This window comes from Saccharopolyspora sp. NPDC045839, from assembly GCF_056431645.1.
Window position 1 is genome coordinate 533,155 of sequence record NZ_JBWKKH010000002.1, and the last position, 17,643, is coordinate 550,797.

A 17,643-nucleotide genomic window follows, 5' to 3' on the forward strand; every position below is an offset into this window, starting at 1 on the left:
TCGCAATCGTTCCCGAACTTGCGCCCGTCGCGAGATGGAGTTGAACGTGACTGCACCTGCGAGCAAGGACAGCTTCGGCGCCCGCGGCACGCTGAACGTCGGTGACGCCTCTTACGAGGTGTTCCGGCTCAGCGCGGTCGACGGCGCGCAGCGGCTGCCCTACAGCCTCAAGATCCTCCTGGAAAACCTGCTGCGCACCGAGGACGGCGCGAACATCACCGCCGACCACGTGCGGGCCCTCGCCAACTGGGACGCCAAGGCCGAACCGGCCACCGAGATCCAGTTCACGCCGGCCCGCGTGATCATGCAGGACTTCACCGGCGTGCCCTGCGTGGTCGACCTGGCCACCATGCGCGAGGCGGTGGCCGACCTCGGCGGCGACACCGCCAAGGTCAATCCGCTGGCCCCGGCCGAGCTGGTGATCGACCACTCCGTGATCATCGACGTGTTCGGCAAGCCGGACGCCTTCGAGCGCAACGTCGAGTTCGAGTACGGCCGCAACAAGGAGCGCTACCAGTTCCTGCGCTGGGGCCAGGGCGCCTTCGACGAGTTCAAGGTCGTCCCGCCGGGCACCGGCATCGTGCACCAGGTCAACATCGAGCACCTGGCCCGCACCGTGATGTCCCGCAACGGCCAGGCCTACCCGGACAGCTGCGTCGGCACCGACTCGCACACCACCATGGTCAACGGCCTGGGCGTGCTGGGCTGGGGCGTCGGCGGCATCGAGGCCGAGGCCGCGATGCTCGGCCAGCCGGTGTCGATGCTCATCCCGCGCGTGGTCGGCTTCAAGCTCACCGGCGAGATCCCGGCCGGCGCCACCGCCACCGACGTGGTGCTGACGATCACCGAGATGCTGCGCAAGCACGGCGTCGTCGGCAAGTTCGTCGAGTTCTACGGCTCCGGCGTGGCCTCGGTGCCGCTGGCCAACCGCGCCACCATCGGCAACATGAGCCCGGAGTTCGGCTCCACCGCGGCGATCTTCCCGATCGACGAGGAGACCGTCCGCTACCTCAAGCTCACCGGCCGCCCGGCCGAGCAGGTCGCGCTGGTCGAGGCCTACGCCAAGGAGCAGGGCCTCTGGCACGACTCGAGCCACGAGCCGGAGTACTCCGAGTACCTCGAGCTGGACCTGTCCACCGTGGTCCCGTCGATCGCCGGCCCGAAGCGCCCGCAGGACCGGATCGTGGTGTCCGAGGCCAAGCAGTCGTTCCGCACCGCGCTGACCGACTACGCCAAGGTCGAGACCGCCGACGACCGGGCCGTGGACGAGGCCGGCGAGGAGTCCTTCCCGGCCAGCGACGCCCCGGCGGTCACCCACCACGAGTCCGCGCCGCTGGCCGTCTCGGCGGCCAACGGCTCCCACGGCCGGATCTCCAAGCCGGTCAAGGTTTCCTCCGACGAGCTCGGCGAGTTCGAGCTGGACCACGGCGCCGTGGTGATCGCCTCGATCACCTCCTGCACCAACACCTCCAACCCGTCGGTGATGCTGGGCGCGGCGCTGCTGGCCCGCAACGCCGTGGACAAGGGCCTGACCCGCAAGCCGTGGGTGAAGACCTCGATGGCCCCTGGTTCGCAGGTCGTCACCGACTACTACGAGAAGGCCGGGCTCTGGCCGTACCTGGAGAAGCTCGGCTTCCACCTGGTCGGCTACGGCTGCACCACCTGCATCGGCAACTCCGGCCCGCTGCCGGAGGAGATCTCCGCCGCCGTGCAGGACAACGACCTGTCGGTCGTCTCGGTCCTGTCGGGCAACCGGAACTTCGAGGGCCGGATCAACCCCGACGTCAAGATGAACTACCTGGCCTCGCCGCCGCTGGTCATCGCCTACGCGCTCGCGGGCTCGATGGACTTCGACTTCGAGAACGACCCGCTGGGCACCGACACCGAGGGCAAGCCGGTCTTCCTGCGCGACCTCTGGCCGTCGCCGCAGGAGGTCCAGGACACCATCGACTCGGCGATCACCAACGAGATGTTCACCAAGTCCTACGAGGACGTCTTCAAGGGCGACGAGCGGTGGCGGTCGCTGCCCACCCCGGAGGGCCAGACCTTCGAGTGGGCCGCGGACTCCACCTACGTGCGCAAGCCCCCGTACTTCGAGGGCATGGCGATGGAGCCGACGCCGGTCACCGACATCTCCGGTGCCCGCGTGCTCGCGCTGCTCGGCGACTCGGTCACCACCGACCACATCTCGCCGGCCGGTGCGATCAAGCCGGACTCGCCCGCGGGCAAGTACCTCACCGACCACGGCATCGACCGCAAGGACTTCAACTCCTACGGTTCCCGCCGCGGCAACCACGAGGTGATGATCCGGGGCACCTTCGCCAACATCCGCCTGCGCAACCTGCTCTTGGACGACGTGCAGGGCGGCTACACCCGGGACTTCACCCAGGACGGCGCTCCGCAGGCGTTCATCTACGACGCCGCGCAGAACTACGCCGCCCAGGACATCCCGCTGGTGGTGCTCGGCGGCAAGGAGTACGGCTCCGGTTCGTCGCGCGACTGGGCGGCCAAGGGCACCCGGCTGCTGGGCGTCCGCGCCGTCATCGCCGAGTCCTTCGAGCGCATCCACCGCTCGAACCTGATCGGCATGGGCGTCATCCCGCTGCAGTTCCCGGAGGGCCAGTCGGCCAAGTCGCTGGGTCTGGACGGCACGGAGACCTTCGACTTCGCGGGCATCACCAAGCTCAACGAGGGCGAGACGCCGCAGACGGTGAAGGTGACCGCGACCAAGGCCGATGGCTCCACTGTGGAGTTCGACGCCAAGGTCCGCATCGACACCCCCGGTGAGGCGGACTACTACCGCAACGGCGGCATCCTGCAGTACGTGCTGCGCAAGATGATCCGCTCCTGATCCCCTGCCGATCCGGCGGGCACTACCGAACGGGCCCGGTGCGCCACAAGCGCACCGGGCCCGTTCCCGTTGGGGCGCCCCGTAAACTGGCGGGCGACCTGACCGACGACGGCTGGCGAGGTGGCAGTGCAGCGCAACCGGCGAGCCGAGCGGATGGCGTCGGATCCCGATCTGGCGGCCCTGAGCGCGCGGCTGCTGCTCGCCCTGCAACAGGAACTGTTCGACGCGCTGGCGGAGCAGGGATTCGCCGATCTCACCCCGCGCCACGGCGCCGTGCTGGCCTACCTGGACGAGGCCGGCGTTCGCGCGAGCGAGCTGGCGCAGCTCTCGGGGCAGCACAAGCAGGTGATCGGCACCATCGTCGACGAGCTGGAAGCGCTCGGCTACGTCGAACGCGAGCCGGATCCCGCCGACCGGCGGGCGAAGCTGGTGGTGCCGACCGAACGCGGGCTGGCCGAGCAACGTGCCGCGGACCGGATCATCGCCGCGATCGAGCGGCGCCACGCCGAAGCGATCACCGAGCCCCGCTACCGCGAGTTCAAGGAATCCCTGCGGGCCATCACGGAACGGACGTGAGGGCGGTGAGCAAGGACTTCGAGTCCGACACCCAGCCCAGGTTGTGCTCGATGACCGCCAGCGACGCCTCGTGGTTGGCCCGGCCCAGCGGCTCGCTGGTGCAGTCCGCGAGCAGCACCGGCAGGTAGTCCCGGAAGAACGCGTCCCGGATCGTCGACTCCACGCAGACGCTGGTCGTGCAGCCGGTGACGATCAGCGACGTGGTTCCGAGCCGCCGCAGGGTCGCGTCCAGATCGGTGCCGTAGAAGCCGCTGTAGCGGTTCTTCGGCAGCACCAGGTCGTCCGGCCCGGGCGCGAGTTCCGGCAGGATCTCGGTGTTCCAGGTGCCCAGCACCAGCGCCCGCCCTTCCCCGCCGGCCGGCGCCGCGATCCGATCGCCCACGCCGATCGCCTCGTGGATGAGCCGGTTCTTCGATCCCGGTGCCCCGAGGTCGGACAGGTCGGGCCGGTAGCCGTGCTGCAGGTAGATGACCGGCATCGACGAGGCCCGCGCGGCGGCGGCGACCCGGGCGATCGGCCCGATGGTGTCCCGGACCGGACCGATGTCCAGCCCCGCCCGGTCGACCATGCCGCCGGGTGCCGCGAAGTCGTTCTGCATGTCGATCACCAGGACCGCACAACTACCGGTCTCCAACCCGACCGACGCCGGACCGGCGCCAAGGGAAAACCACATCAGAACTCCGTCACCAAAGTTGATAGTCAAGATCAGTGACTAAATATAGGCCAGCGGTCGATCCCACGCCATCAGTCCGGCAGGCGATCACAGCGGGGACGGCGGGCAAGCGCAATCGAATCGCCGGTACCCGCCGCCGTCGACGTGGACAGCCTTCCGGCTCCACGCCGGCCACGCCGTGCCGGACCACGCCCTACCGGCGGTCGTCCGGCACGACCCGGCGCTCAGGGCTGGCGGGGGCGGCGGCAGACGTAGATGCGGGCCGGCGGGACGTTGCGCCACACCGTGCGCGAGGTCAGCACCTCGTCGAAGCTCAGGTCCAGGCGGCGGCGGAACTGCCGGGCTCCGGCCATGCCCAGGGCGTGCACGTAGGCGAAGGTCGTGAAGGCGCCGCCGGGCGCGAGGACCGCGCCGACCTGGCCCAGGATGTCGTGCTGCAGCTTCGCCGGGAAGATCGACCACGGCAGGCCGCTGACCACCGCGTCCACCTTGTCGATGCCCGCGTCCGCGAGCAGTTCGCCGAGCCGCGCCGCGTCGCCCTGGATGACCTCCAGCCACGGCAGTTCGGTGCCCAGGTACTCGACCATCCCGGCGTCCAGCTCGATCGCCACCTGTCGTCCGCCTGCGGGCAGCCGCTCGGCGATCGCGCCGCTGAGCGCCCCAGTACCGGGCCCGAGCTCCACGACCACCGGGTTGCCGGCGGTCGGCACCACGGCCGCCATCTCGCGGGCCAGGTTCGGCGAGCTGGGCGCGACCGCGCCGACCAGGTTCGGCTTGCGGACCGCGCGTTCGATGAACGTCCGGTAGTTGGCCAGCACCGATCCGGAGCCCGAACGGGGCAGCACCGGACCACCCGGCTGTGGACCACTGGACTGTTCGACTGGACTCACGGATGCCCTTCCCGATCGGCGTGCTGACCTCGTTCGGCTCACCCTATCGGTCGCCGCACCCGTCGCGACCCGCATGTGCGGCATCACATGCCGATCATCGCGCGGCCGGGACACCGCGGCGCTAGTTACCTTTGCAAACAACCGGTGCCGATTAAACGCGGAATGAACGTGATGCGGTCAATCCGAAAATGCACCCGGAATTGGGTAACGAAAACCGGCCGGGCGGCGATTGGATTCGCCGCCGTGGCCGGTCCGAGGTATGCGGGCCCGTTCCCACCGAGGGGAGCGAACCCGCTGCGCGCTTGCTCAGGCGATGCGCTCGGCCACGGGGCCGACCGGCTCGATCACCTGGTCCGGGGTGCCCGGCCGAAGCCGCCACGCCCACTTGGTCATCGCTCCCGCCACCGCCAGCAGCACAACCGACTCGGCCGCCAGGGCCACCCACACCGTTGTCACTTCTTGCCTCCCTTCTGCAAACCTCCCCGTCTTCCGCACGCGCGCGCGAGGCACCGCCCGGCAAAGGGCAGGACGAACGGAAGAAGGTTTGGGGAACCACCGCTTACGGAATCAATCGTAGGGCGTTGTTTCGGTGGAATTAAAGCCACCCCACGGGTGTCTTGCGTCGCACTCTCTTGGCCTATCGGAACAACTCCGCGGGCAGTGGCACAGACCACCTCGTGCACGGGAAGATTCCGCCGCGGCGGCTGTTCTGGTGGGTGTGGAGGACATCGACGTCGTGGTGATCGGGGCCGGCCAGGCGGGCTTGACCGGCTCGTTCCACCTGCAGCGAGCCGGCATCGACCACGTGGTGCTCGACCACGGCGACGGGCCCGGCGGCGCGTGGCGGCACCGCTGGCCGTCGCTACGCCTCGGTGGTGTGCACGGCATCCACGACCTGCCGGGCAGCCCGCTGCGTGAAACCGACGGCGCCCGCCCTGCCGCCGAGGTCGTCCCGGAGTACTTCGGGCGGTACGAGTACGAGCAGGAGCTCCCGGTGCTGCGGCCGGTGAAGGTCGACGCGGTGCGCGACGGCGGCGAGCGGCTGCTGGTGGACAGCTCGGCGGGGGCCTGGGCCGCCCGAGCGGTCCTCAACGCCACCGGAACCTGGGAGAACCCGTTCTGGCCGCACTACCCCGGGCAGAGCTCGTTCGCCGGCCGCCAGCTGCACACCGCCGACTACCGCGGCCCCGAGGAGTTCCGCAGCCGGCGCGTGATCGTGGTCGGCGGTGGGATCTCCGCAGTGGAACACCTGTTGGAGATCGCCGGTGTCGCCGAGACGACCTGGGTGACCCGGCGGCCGCCGGAGTTCACCGACGCCGAGTTCACGCCGGTCGACGGGCGGGCCGCGGTCGCCGAGGTCGAGCGCCGCGTCCGGCTCGGCCTGCCGCCGGGCAGCGTCGTCAGCGCGACCGGGCTCCCGAACACCCCGGCCGTGCAGGCCGCGCGCGAGCGGGGCGTGCTGAACCCGCTGCCGATGTTCGAGCGGATCACCGCCGACGGTGCCGAATGGGCCGACGGGCGCTCGCGGCGCGCGGACGTGATCCTCTGGGCCACCGGCTTCCGGCCGGTCATCGCCCACCTCGCGCCGCTGCACCTGCGCGAACCGGGCGGCGGCATCCGGATCGCCGGGACCCGTGCGGTCGCCGAGCCCCGGCTGCACCTCGTCGGCTACGGGCCGTCGGCCAGCACCATCGGCGCCAACCGCGCCGGCCGCGCGGCCGCCCGGGAAATCACCGAGTTCGTGCGGGAAAGATCAAGAAAACCTTAATCGGTCCTGTCCAGGGACCTAATGCCCTGTAACCGGAGCGCCACAGCCAGCAAGCTGCGCTGTGGCGGCTCAACCACGCCGGCGGCGCCATCTCCAGGAGAGGGGGAGGTGGCGCCGCTTCATGTCGCGGCTACCGGTCGCCGATCAGCGACAGCGCGCCCGACGGGCAGATGTGCACCGCCTCCCGGGCCGCCGCGACCAGGCCCGCGTCGCCGTCGTCCACCTCGGCCGCCAGCAGCACCACTCGGCCGTCCTCGTCGTTCTGGTCGAACAGCGCCGGTTCGGTCAGCACGCACTGGCCCGCGCCGACGCAGCGGTCCAGGTCCGCCTCGATCCGCATGATCACTCCTCTCCCCAGGTCACGGGCATCTCGTAGATCCCGTAGATGTTCGCGTCGGACTTGAACGGGAGGTCGTCCACGGCGACGGCCAGCCGCAGCCCGGGCAGCCGCCGGAACAGCGTGTCGAAGACGATCTGCAGCTCCAGCCGCGCCAGGTTCTGCCCCAGGCACTGGTGCGGGCCGAAGCCGAACGCGACGTGCCCGCGGGCGTTGCGGGCGAGGTCCAGCTCGTCGGGCCGGTCGAAGGCCTCGGGGTCGCGGTTGGCCGAGCTGCCCAGCGCGACGACGCCCTCCCCCTCCGGGATCAGCACGCCGCCGATCTCGACGTCCTCCGTCACGGTGCGCGAGGTCGCCGCCTCGACGATGGTGAAGTAGCGCAGCAGTTCCTCGACGGCGGTCGGTGTCTTGGCCGGGTCGGCGACGATCCCCGCCAGCTGGCCGGGGTTCTCCAGCAGCGCCAGGGTGCCCAGCGAGATCATGTTCGCGGTCGTCTCGTGCCCGGCGACCAGCAGCAGGAGCGCCATCCGCACGAGTGCCTCGTGGTCGGCCTCGCCGGCTTCGCGCTGCTTGCGGATCTGCCTGCCGATCAGGTCGTCGGTGACCTCCTGCTCCTTGGCCGTCACCAGCTCGTCCAGGTACGCCTGGATCTCCTCGACCGCAGCGATGCGCTGCTCGACGGGGGTGGTCTTGCGGAGGAGCTTGCTGGTGCGCTCCTGGAAGAAGTCGTGGTCGGCGTAGGGCACGCCCAGCAGCTCGCAGATGACCAGCGACGGCACCGGCAGCGACAGGGCCCGCACCAGGTCGACCGGGCGGGGCGCGGCGAGCATCTCGTCGATGCAGTCGTCGACGATCTGCTGGATGCGCGGTCGCAGCGCCTCGATCCGCCGCACGGTGAACTCACCGAGCACCGAGCGGCGGGCGGCGGCGTGCTCTTCCCCGTCCATCCCGATCATCGACGGAGCAACGGTGCCGACGGTGGCCCGCTGGCCGACCGAGAGCTGCGGGAATCCGGGGCGGCGCCGGTCGGAGCTCATCCGCGGATCGCCGAGCACCTGGCGGACGTGTTCGTGCCGGGTCACCAGCCAGGCGGTGCCGCCGCCCGCCATCGGGACCTTGGCGACCGGTGCTTCGGCGCGCAGTTCGGCGTACTCGGGTGCGGACGCGAACGGGCAGGTGCGGACTTTCGGGTAGGTCACCGGGTCAACGGCATGTTCGGACATCGTGCCTCCCTGATCACCGAGCGAACAAATGGATGATGCTCTTCCGGTTATAGCGAACCGGAAGAAACTCGTCCACCTACTTTCGGCCCGGAACATGCGACAATCCGCCCACCCGACGCACAGCACGCGAGTGAGGACCATGACGACCGACGCCACGCCACGGCTGCGGGCCGACGCCCGCCGCAACCGGGACCGGATCATCGCTGCGGCGCGGGCCGTCTTCACCGAGCACGGCACCGAGGTCCCGATGGAGGAGATCGCCCGCGCCGCCGGGGTCGGGATCGGCACCCTGTACCGCCGCTTCCCGGACCGCGAATCGCTGCTCGGCGCCATCGGCCGGGACGCGTTCCAGCAGGTCCTGGACGAGGCCCGGGCGATCGGCGACCGCGAATCCGACCCGTGGCGCGCGCTCTGCGACTTCCTGCTGCGCGCCGCCAACCTGCGCACGGTCGTCCGGTTCTCGATGCTGTCCCAGCGGGCCAGGGCGATCCTGGCCGCCGATCCGGAGGTCGAGCAGGCGCGCGAAGAACTCCTGGAGATCCTCGACGGGATGGTGCGCGCCGCGCAGGCGAACGGTTCGATGCGGCCGGACGTCGGCGGCGGCGACCTCGGCGTGATCCTTTCGATCGTGCTCCAGGGCGTGCACATCGCCCCGGACGACATCCGCCAGGACGCCTCGGCCCGCTACCTGACGCTGATGCTCGACGGCTTGCAGGCCTGCCCCGGCACGCCGCTGCCCGGCAGGCCGGTGACCATCGCCGACATCGCCCTGGCGCGGCACAACGCGCCGGCGGCCGACGAGCAGACCGTCTGACCCGCGCGGCTCGCCGCCCCGGTCAGCTCGCCAGATCGTCGGCCTGGAACATGCCGAAGATGTTGCCCTCGGTGTCCCGGCAGTACGCCACCCAGCCCATGCCGGTCAGCGCGGTCCGCGGCATCGCCACCCGGCCGCCCGCGGACTCCACGATCGACAGCATGGCGTCGACGTCCGCCACCTCCATGGTCGTCGCGAACGCCGCGATCGGCGTCTCGTCGGAGGGCTCGGAGCCCTTGCGGGGCAGCAGGCCGCCGTCGATTCCCGGACCCTCGCCCGTGAAGATCAGCCAGTACTGCTCGTCGCCCCACTGCTGGAACCGCCAGCCGAACACGGTCGAGTAGAACTCGCGGGCGCGATCCACGTCTCCCACGTGGATCTCGAAGTGCACGGGACGCAGCATGGCGGCCTCCTCGACGCCGGTCGTCGTCTGCGAACCTACGACCTGGCGGCCGCGGCCGCACTGACGATCAGCGGCGAGGAGCCGGTCACCCCCGGGCGGGCACCAGCCAGCGCAGCACGTGGTAGCCCAGCAGCGTCACGATGGTGCCCAGCGCGATGCCGCTGAGGCTGAACTGCGGCGTGATCTGCAGCGACACCCCGCCGATGCCGGCCACCAGCCCGGCGGCCAGCGGCATCAGGTTGACCGGGTCGCCGAAGTCGACGCGGTTCTCCGTCCAGATCTTCGCGCCCAGCAGGCCGATCATGCCGTAGAGCACGACGGTGATGCCGCCGAGCACGCCGCCGGGAGTCGCGGCGATCACCTCGCCGAACTTGGGGCACAACCCGAACAGGATCGCCACGATCGCGGCCACCCAGTAGGCCGCCGTGGAGTACACCCGGGTGGCGGCCATGACGCCGATGTTCTCGGCGTAGGTGGTCGTGGGCGGGCCGCCCACCGCGCTGGAGAGGGTGCTGGCGAAGCCGTCGGCGAAGATCGCCCGCCCGAGGCTCCCGTCCAGCTTGGTGCCGGTCATCTCCTCGACGGCCTTGACGTGGCCGGTGTTCTCCGCGATCAGCGCGATCACCACGGGCAGCACCACGAGGATCGCCGCCGCGTCGAACGACGGCGCGTGCAGCGTCGGCAGGCCGAACCAGCTGGCCTCGGCGACGCCGCCGAGGTCGAGCCGGAGGTGCGTGCTGACCTCGCCGCTGGCGTTCGGCGCGGTGATCGGGCCGAAGCCCAGGTCGAACAGCCACGACAGGACGTAGCCGACGACCAGCCCGATCAGCACCGCGATGCGGGACCAGAATCCGCGCAGCAGCACGCTGCAGCCGAGCACCACCATCATGGTGATCAGCGCGATCCACTGGTCCTGCGGCCAGTACGACTCGGCGACCACCGGCGCGAGGTTGAAGCCGATCAGCATCACCACCGCCCCGGAGACCGCGGGCGGCAGCACCTTGTGCACCACCTGCGGGCCGACGAAGTGGATGATCACCCCGACCGCGGACAGCACCAGGCCGAGCACCAGGATCGCGCCGGTGACCGTCGAGCTGTCCCCGCCGCCGGCCCGGATCACCGTCACGACGCCCACGAAGGACGCGCTGCTGCCCAGGTAGCTGGGGATCTTGCCCTGCACGATGAGCAGGAACAGGATGGTCGCCACGCCCGAGACCATGATCGCCAGGTTCGGGTCCAGGCCCATCAGCACCGGGAAGACGAAGGTGGCGCCGAACATGGCCACCACGTGCTGGGCGCCGAGCCCGATGGTTCGTCCCCAGGAAAGCCGCTCGTCCGGGGCCACCGCCTCGCCGGGGCGTGGCGTGCTGCCGTCCCCGTGCAGCTTCCAGCCGACGCCCAGCTTCGCGCCGAGTCCCTGCCGCATGGCGCCCCTCCTCGTTCCACCCCGCCGATCGGGGCTGCCACTTTCCGGCGGAACTCTACAAACCCGCGGCCGTGTGATCGCCGCCGCAGGTCCGCGAGGCGTCAGGACATGGCCGGGATGACGGCATCGCCATAGGCGTCCACAGTGGAGTCAAGCGCGTCGTGCATGGCGTAGATCGCGAACTGGTCGACCCCGGCCTCGCGCAGTTCCCGCAGCTTGGCCAGGTGCGCCTGGACGGGCCCGAGCAGGCAGAACCGGTCCACGATCTCGTCCGGCACGAACTCGGTGCTCGGGTTGTCGGCGCGCCCGTGGTGCGAGTAGTCGTACCCCTTCCTTCCCCTGATGTAGTCGGTGAGCGCGGTGGGCACCGCCTCCGCGGCGTCGCCGTAGCGGGCGACGAGGTCGGCGACGTGGTTGCCGACCATGCCGCCGAACCAGCGGCACTGCTCGCGGGCGTGGTCGAGGTCGTCGCCGACGTAGGCCGGGGCGGCCACGCACACGGTGATCGACGCGGGGTCCCGGCCGGCATCGCGGGCGGCCTCCCGGACGTGGTCGACCATCCACCGCGTCAGGTACGGGTCGGCGAGCTGCAGGATGAAGCCGTCCGCCTGCCGCCCGGCGAGCTCCAGGGCTTTGGGCCCGTAGGCGCCCATCCAGATCGGCAGCCGGCCGTCGCGCACCCACGGCAGCCGGACGGGGGTTCCGTGCAGCTGGACCTCGCGGCCCTCGGCCAGCTCCTTGATCACGCGCATGGCCTGTTCGAGCGTCGCCAGCGTGGTCGGCCGCCCACCGGTGACCCGCACCGCCGAGTCGCCGCGGCCGATGCCGCACACCGTGCGCGGCCCGAACATGTCGTTGAGCGTGGCGAAGGTCGATGCGGTGACCGTCCAGTCGCGGGTGGCCGGGTTGGTCACCATCGAGCCGACCACGAGCCGTTCGGTGGCGGCCAGGATCTGGCTGTGGATGACGAACGGCTCCTGCCACAGAACGCACGAGTCGAAGGTCCAGCCGTGGCTGAAGCCGAGCTGCTCGGCCCGGCGCATCCGGTCCACCACGGACCACGCGGGCGGGTCGGTCTGCAGGACCAGTCCGAAGTCCATCTCTCCCCCAAGCGGTTGCTGCGAATGTGGGCTGAGCGGCCGGCGCCGCTTCGAGCGGGCGAAGCTCAGATCAGGTACTGGCAGGTGTCGCGGGCCAGGAACCGGCCGTGCCCGGCCCGGCCCGTGTAGGTGCCGTCGTCGACGACGACCTCGCCGCGGGACAGCACCGTGCGGACCCGGCCCGTGATCCGCTTGCCCTCGTAGGCGTTGTAGTCGACGTTCATGTGGTGCGTCTCGGCCGAGAGCATGTGCTCGGCGCGCGGGTCGTAGATCACGATGTCGGCGTCTCCGCCGGGCGCGATCGTGCCCTTGCGCGGGTGCAGGCCGAACATCCGGGCCGGGGTGGTGCAGGCCAGTTCGACCCACCGGCGACGGTCGATGCGCCCCTCCACGACGGCCTGGTGCAGCAGGTCGACGCGGTTCTCCACGCCCGGGATGCCGTTGGGGATCTTGGAGAAGTCGCCGCGACCGAGCTCCTTCTGGTCCTTGAAGCAGAACGGGCAGTGATCGGTCGACACCACCGAGAGGTCGTTGGTGCGCAACGCCCGCCACAGGTCCGCCTGGTGCTCGGCGGGTCGCAGCGGGGTCGAGCAGACGTACTTCGCGCCCTCGAACTCCGGCCGGGCCAGGTCGTCGACCGTGAGGAACAGGTACTGCGGGCAGGTCTCGCCGAAGACGTTCAGCCCGTTGTCGCGGGCCCGGGTGATCTCGGCGACGGCCTCGGCCGCCGAGACGTGCACGACGTAGAGCGGGGCACCGGCCACTCTGGACAGCTGGATCGCCCGGTGCGTCGCCTCCGCCTCCAGCAGCGGGTGCCGGACCTGCCCGTGGAATCGCGGGTCGGTGCGCCCGGCGGCCAGCGCCTGCTGCACGAGGACGTCGATGGCGATGCCGTTCTCGGCGTGCATCATCGTGAGCGCGCCGTTGCCGGCGGCCTGCTGCATGGCACGCAGGATCTGCCCGTCGTCGCTGTAGAACACGCCGGGATAGGCCATGAACATCTTGAAGCTGGTGATCCCCTCGGCGACCAGCGCGTCCATCTCCTTCAGCGCCTCGTCGCCGACGTCGGAGAGGATCATGTGGAAGCCGTAGTCGATCGCGCACTGCCCGTCGGCCTTCGCGTGCCAGGCGTCCAGGCCTTCGCGCGGCGAGCCGCCGACCGGCTGGATCGCGAAGTCGACGATCGTGGTGGTGCCGCCCCACGCGGCGGCCCTGGTGCCGGTCTCGAACGTGTCCGACGCGAACGTCCCGCCGAAGGGCATCTGCATGTGCGTGTGCCCGTCGACGCCGCCCGGGATGACGTAGTGCCCGGACGCGTCGATCACGGTGTCCGCATTGGACACCCACTGCTCGGCGACGGCGGGCGCGGCGATCGCGGCGACCTGCTCGCCGTCGACGAGCACGTCCGCGCGGGTCTCCTCGGTCGCGGTGATCACCAGGCCACCGCGGATGATCGTCCTGCTCATGACCGCCCCGCCTTCTCCAGCGCCGCCAGCAAGATCCGGCCGCCCTCGCGCGCCTCGGCCTCCGTGAGGGTCAGCGGCGGCGCGATGCGCAGGACGTTGCCCTCCAAGCCGCCCTTGCCGATGAGCACGCCGCCCCGCCGAGCCTCCTCGAGGACCTCGGTGGCGATCTCCGGCGCGGGCGTTCCGTCGGAGTACGCCAGCTCCACACCGATCATCAGGCCCTTTCCGCGCACGTCGACGACGCCCGGGATCCGGCCGAGCGCTCCGTCGAGCTGTTCGCGCAGCACGCCGCCGACGCGCGCGGCGTTGCCCTGCAGGTCGTGGGCGAGGAGGTAGTCGAGGTTGGCCAGCGCACCGGCCGCGGTGACGGGGCTGCCGCCGAAGGTGGAGATCGAGTTCGCCCGGACGCTGTTCATGATCTCGGCGCGGGCGATGACGCCGCCGACCGACAGGCCGTTGCCGATGCCCTTGGCGAAGGTGACGATGTCCGGCGCGCCGTTGGCGTCGTGCGCCTGCCAGCCCCAGAAGTGCTCGCCGGTCCTCCCCCATCCGGTCTGCACCTCGTCGCTGATCCACAGGATGCCGTGCCGGTCGAGGACCTCCTTGAAGCGGGCGAACATGCCGTCCGGCGGGGTGGCGAAACCGCCGACGCCCTGGATCGGCTCGGCGATCAGGCAGGCGACGTTGCCGTGCAGCTGCCCGAGCACGTCCTCCAGGTCGGACACGCACGCGGCGGTGAACTCCGCGTCCGGCAGGCCGGCGAACGGGGTGCCGCGCCGGCGGCTGCCGTGCACGTACGCCGTCTGCACCGGCGACAGGCTGGTCGGCGACCAGCCGCGGTTGCCGGTCACCGCCAGGGCCGAGAACGACCGGCCGTGGTAGCTGTTGCGCAGTGCCAGCACCTGGTTGGAGGCGCGGTAGCCGGTGGCCAGCAGCAGCGCGGTGTCGTTGGCCTCGGTGCCGCTGGTCGTGAAGAACACCCGCGGGTCGTCGATGCCCGAGAGCTCCGCGACCCGTTCGGCGAGCTCGATCATCGGCCGGTTCAGATACAGCGTGGAGGTGTGCAGGATCCGGCCCGCCTGCTCGCCGACCGCCGCGGTCACCTCGGGCAGCGCGTGCGCGGTCATCGTGGTGAGGATGCCGCCGAAGAAGTCCAGGTACCGGTTCCCCTCGGCGTCCCAGACGTGCCGCCCCTCGCCGCGCTCGACGTCGATCGGCTCGTCGTAGTACAGCGCGAGCCAGTCCGGCAGCACCGCGCGGTGCCGCTTGGTCAGCTCTGCGTGCGTGCTCGTCATCGTCGCTCCTCTCACGGCTCGGTCAGCAGTCGGTAGGCGTCCGGGCGGCGGTCGCGGTAGAACGCCCACTTCTGCCGGACCTCGTCGATCAGGTCGAAGTCCAGGTCGCGCACCACGAGTTCCTCGTCGGTGCCGCTGGCCGGCTCGCCGACGAACTGCCCGTACGGGTCGACGAAGTAGCTGGTGCCGTAGAAGTCGTTGTCGCCGTACTCCTCGATGCCGACCCGGTTGATCGCCGCGATGAAGTACTCGTTGGCCACCGCCGCGGCGGGTTGTTCGAGCTTCCAGAGGTAGGAGGAGAGCCCGCGGCTGGTCGCCGACGGGTTGTAGACCAGCTGCGCGCCGGCCAGCCCGAGCGCCCGCCAGCCCTCCGGGAAGTGCCGGTCGTAGCAGATGTAGACGCCGATCCGGCCGACGGCGGTGTCGAAGACAGGCCAGCCGAGGTTGCCGGGGCGGAAGTAGTACTTCTCCCAGAACCCGGGCAGGTGCGGCAGGTGGTGCTTGCGGTACTTGCCGAGGTAGCTGCCGTCGGCGTCGATCACGGCGGCGGTGTTGTAGTAGAAACCGGGTCCGTCGACCTCGTAGACCGGCACGACGATGACCATGCGGAGTTCCCGCGCCAGCGCGCACATCCGCTGCGTGGTCGGCCCGTCGGGCACCGCCTCGGCCCAGCGGTAGTGCTCCGCCTCCTGCACCTGGCAGAAGTAGGGGGCGTTGAAGACCTCCTGGAATCCGATGATCCCGGCGCCCTGCCCGGCCGCGGCTCGGGCGTGCTTCTCGTGCTGGTCGACCATCGAGGCGGTGTCGCCGGTCCACTTCGCCTGGACCAGCGCCGCACGAACGATGTTGGGCATGGTTGCGCTGCACCCCTTCGGTCGGTGATGCCCTCTAGGACGACGTTCGGAGGGCGACCATGACGAGCCGGTCGGCCCGTCCATCGAAGGTATGACCAGTGGCCATGGCGCGCAATGATCAAGCAACTACGCAGTGTTCCCATTCGGGTCGACGGGAACCACCGCACGGCCCGGGCGTGGGGCGATGCCGGAATCACCGGAGCGCCCCACCTCCCGAATTCCTTCGAACAGGCGAAGCGCCGGTGTGTCGTGCTGGAACGGTCGCGCTATCGGCTTTCGACCGGACCCGCAGCCCCAAACCGGCCCGGCGAAGGCCACCTCGACGCATGGCCGGTCAGGTGGGGCGAGTTGGGCCGTGGTTGTCGCCCAACGCCGTAACGGGTCTCGGGTGTCATCTGCCGAGCAGGTCCTGGACCGCTCGGAGCACGGCGTCGGGGCGGCGCCAGTGAACGGAGGCGTGGCCGGCGCCGTCGACCAGACGGTTCTCGCCGCGCGGGACCGATGCGGCCAGCGCGTCGTGGAGCCGCCGCTTGCCGTCGATCTCCTCGCGCAGCAGCGACTCGGATTCGCCGATCAGCACCGCCTTCTTGAAGTCGTCGATGTCCATGGCGGTGAGGACGATCAACGGAACATCGGGCAGCGGTCCTGCGTGACGCATCTCGTCGAGGAATCGGTCGCGGTACGGCACCAGCTCGTACCCGTCCATGATCCATTCCGGGCTGACGTGGCATTCGATGAGCGACTCGCGAATCCTCTCCGGCCAGTCCTCCATCATCTGGGCGAACAGGTCGCGGTAGAGCCGAACGGCCCTCCTCCGGCAACTCGTCGGGCAGCTCCTGGTCCGGATCCCATGCGTCCCGCATCTCCGTCAACCGCGGAGGCATGTAGTCGTCGTAGTCCTCGTGGTCCGGGTCCATCAGGACCAGGCCCGCCACCTCACCGGGAAAGCGAGTCGCGTAGAGACGGGCGTGCAGCCCACCGAGGGAGTGGCCGACGAGCAGGTAGGGCGCGGGCACGTCGGCGGCCCTCAGCAACCAGTGCAGCTCGTCGACCACTTCAGCGCAGGTCAGCGGGACGTCGACCCGGTCGCTCCAGCCCGTCCCCGTCCGGTCGTAGACCACGCTCGTGGTGAATTCGGCGACCCGCTCCTGCACGTTCCAGTAGTCCAGGCCGACCGCGCCGCCTCCAGGCAGGAACACCACTGCCGGGCCGCCGCTGCCCGAACGATGCAGCAGCAACCGTCGACCCTCTACCTCGTAGTACCGCCCCAGCGGTGGCGCGCCCGTCGCGATGCCGGGATCCACGAACGGTTCGTCTTGCATCGCTGACTCCTCGATGTCGACACAAGCATCCTTTTCCATTTTTGGAAACGGTACCATATGTGGGATCATGGCTCGGTGAACACGCTTGACCTTCTCCTTCATCCGGTGCGGGTTCGCATCGTGCACGCCATGTCCGGCGGGCGTACGCGCACTACCTCCGACCTGTGCGCGAGCCTGCCCGACGTCCCCAAGACGACCCTCTACCGGCATGTCGGCCTGCTGGCCGAGGCAGGGCTGCTGGAAGTCGTCGACGAACAGCGGGTGCACGGTGCTGTCGAACGCCGCTACCGCCTGCGCCGCGAGAACGCGACGATCGACGCCGACGCGGCAGCATCCATGTCACTGGAAGACCACCGCCACGGATTCACCGCAGCCATGGCCGCCCTGCACGCCGAATTCAATGCCTACCTCGACCGGAAGAACGCAGACCCGACCGCCGACTCGGTGGGTTACCGGCAGATTCCGCTCTGGCTCGGCCAGGGCGAACTCGTCGAGCTCGTAAACGAGTTGCGCGACGTCATCGCGTCCAGGCTGGACAACCGACCCGCGCCAGGCCGCAGCCTTCACATGCTGAGCCCGATCCTTTTCCCGATCGAGGAACGACCGCAGCAGGACTGACCGGCAGGGTCACCCGCGGATGATGCC

The 17,643-nt window shown here is 70.2% G+C and carries 17 protein-coding genes; 5 read left to right on the plus strand and 12 right to left on the minus strand.

The annotated features are described in order from the left end of the window. Positions 1-34: 34 nt before the first annotated feature. Together acnA and AC07EQ_RS05450 are read left to right on the plus strand one after the other, a co-directional pair. Complete coding sequence (gene acnA, locus AC07EQ_RS05445; protein WP_478386693.1) at positions 35-2,851, plus strand: aconitate hydratase AcnA; 2,817 nt, start codon at positions 35-37, stop codon at positions 2,849-2,851. Positions 2,852-2,971: 120 nt separating this feature from the next. Then, positions 2,972-3,427: a MarR family winged helix-turn-helix transcriptional regulator gene (locus tag AC07EQ_RS05450; protein ID WP_478386694.1), complete on the plus strand. Its 456-nt coding sequence runs from the start codon at positions 2,972-2,974 to the stop codon at positions 3,425-3,427. Here AC07EQ_RS05450 and AC07EQ_RS05455 read toward each other — a convergent pair. The 3 genes from AC07EQ_RS05455 to AC07EQ_RS05465 form a co-directional block, all read right to left on the minus strand. After that, positions 3,411-4,100 carry a cysteine hydrolase family protein gene (locus tag AC07EQ_RS05455; RefSeq protein WP_478386695.1) on the minus strand — a complete coding sequence of 230 codons (690 nt, stop codon included), beginning with the start codon at positions 4,098-4,100 and terminating at the stop codon, positions 3,411-3,413. The two genes, AC07EQ_RS05450 and AC07EQ_RS05455, sit on opposite strands and share 17 nt — an antisense overlap. A 224-nt stretch (positions 4,101-4,324) precedes the next feature. Next, positions 4,325-4,918, minus strand: coding sequence for a class I SAM-dependent methyltransferase (locus AC07EQ_RS05460; RefSeq protein WP_478386753.1), 594 nt, complete (start codon positions 4,916-4,918; stop codon positions 4,325-4,327). A gap of 378 nt (positions 4,919-5,296) precedes the next feature. Further along, positions 5,297-5,446 (minus strand): hypothetical protein, encoded by a 150-nt coding sequence (locus AC07EQ_RS05465; RefSeq protein WP_478386696.1) that lies wholly within the window; start codon positions 5,444-5,446, stop codon positions 5,297-5,299. A gap of 262 nt (positions 5,447-5,708) precedes the next feature. On the opposite strand from AC07EQ_RS05465, the gene AC07EQ_RS05470 reads away from it, so the two are divergent. Next, positions 5,709-6,758, plus strand: coding sequence for an NAD(P)-binding domain-containing protein (locus tag AC07EQ_RS05470; RefSeq protein ID WP_478386754.1), 1,050 nt, complete (start codon positions 5,709-5,711; stop codon positions 6,756-6,758). Positions 6,759-6,888: 130 nt separating this feature from the next. Here the strand turns inward: AC07EQ_RS05470 and AC07EQ_RS05475 are convergent, their stop codons facing one another. After that, on the minus strand, positions 6,889-7,098 hold the full coding sequence (locus AC07EQ_RS05475; protein ID WP_478386697.1) for a ferredoxin: 210 nt from the start codon (positions 7,096-7,098) through the stop codon (positions 6,889-6,891). 2 nt (positions 7,099-7,100) lie between these two features. Next, positions 7,101-8,318 carry a cytochrome P450 gene (locus AC07EQ_RS05480; protein ID WP_478386698.1) on the minus strand — a complete coding sequence of 406 codons (1,218 nt, stop codon included), beginning with the start codon at positions 8,316-8,318 and terminating at the stop codon, positions 7,101-7,103. A gap of 139 nt (positions 8,319-8,457) precedes the next feature. Between AC07EQ_RS05480 and AC07EQ_RS05485 the strand changes: the two genes are divergently transcribed. Further along, complete coding sequence (locus AC07EQ_RS05485) at positions 8,458-9,132, plus strand: TetR/AcrR family transcriptional regulator (protein WP_478386699.1); 675 nt, start codon at positions 8,458-8,460, stop codon at positions 9,130-9,132. 22 nt (positions 9,133-9,154) lie between these two features. On the opposite strand, the gene AC07EQ_RS05490 is transcribed toward AC07EQ_RS05485, so the two are convergent. The 7 genes from AC07EQ_RS05490 to AC07EQ_RS05520 all read right to left on the minus strand — a co-directional run bounded on the left by AC07EQ_RS05490 (position 9,155) and on the right by AC07EQ_RS05520 (position 17,100). Next, the gene (locus AC07EQ_RS05490) at positions 9,155-9,535 is read right to left on the minus strand and encodes a VOC family protein (RefSeq protein WP_358575898.1); all 381 of its coding nucleotides are present in this window, start codon (positions 9,533-9,535) and stop codon (positions 9,155-9,157) included. A gap of 85 nt (positions 9,536-9,620) precedes the next feature. After that, on the minus strand, positions 9,621-10,961 hold the full coding sequence (locus AC07EQ_RS05495; RefSeq protein ID WP_478386700.1) for a uracil-xanthine permease family protein: 1,341 nt from the start codon (positions 10,959-10,961) through the stop codon (positions 9,621-9,623). A gap of 101 nt (positions 10,962-11,062) precedes the next feature. Next, positions 11,063-12,061, minus strand: a complete 999-nt coding sequence (locus tag AC07EQ_RS05500; RefSeq protein WP_478386701.1) for a TIGR03842 family LLM class F420-dependent oxidoreductase — start codon at positions 12,059-12,061, stop codon at positions 11,063-11,065. Positions 12,062-12,126: 65 nt separating this feature from the next. Beyond that, entirely contained in the window at positions 12,127-13,527 is a 1,401-nt protein-coding gene (gene hydA / locus AC07EQ_RS05505) for a dihydropyrimidinase (protein ID WP_478386702.1), read from the minus strand. After that, on the minus strand, positions 13,524-14,822 hold the full coding sequence (locus AC07EQ_RS05510; RefSeq protein WP_478386703.1) for an aspartate aminotransferase family protein: 1,299 nt from the start codon (positions 14,820-14,822) through the stop codon (positions 13,524-13,526). The genes hydA and AC07EQ_RS05510 overlap by 4 nt, the downstream gene beginning before the upstream one ends. 11 nt (positions 14,823-14,833) lie before the next feature. Then, on the minus strand, positions 14,834-15,676 hold the full coding sequence (locus AC07EQ_RS05515; protein WP_478386704.1) for a nitrilase-related carbon-nitrogen hydrolase: 843 nt from the start codon (positions 15,674-15,676) through the stop codon (positions 14,834-14,836). Positions 15,677-15,942: 266 nt separating this feature from the next. Continuing rightward, positions 15,943-17,100 (minus strand): alpha/beta fold hydrolase, encoded by a 1,158-nt coding sequence (locus tag AC07EQ_RS05520; protein WP_478386705.1) that lies wholly within the window; start codon positions 17,098-17,100, stop codon positions 15,943-15,945. Between AC07EQ_RS05520 and AC07EQ_RS05525 the strand changes: the two genes are divergently transcribed. Then, on the plus strand, positions 17,074-17,616 hold the full coding sequence (locus tag AC07EQ_RS05525; RefSeq protein WP_478386706.1) for a helix-turn-helix domain-containing protein: 543 nt from the start codon (positions 17,074-17,076) through the stop codon (positions 17,614-17,616). The two genes, AC07EQ_RS05520 and AC07EQ_RS05525, sit on opposite strands and share 27 nt — an antisense overlap. Positions 17,617-17,643: the final 27 nt, after the last annotated feature.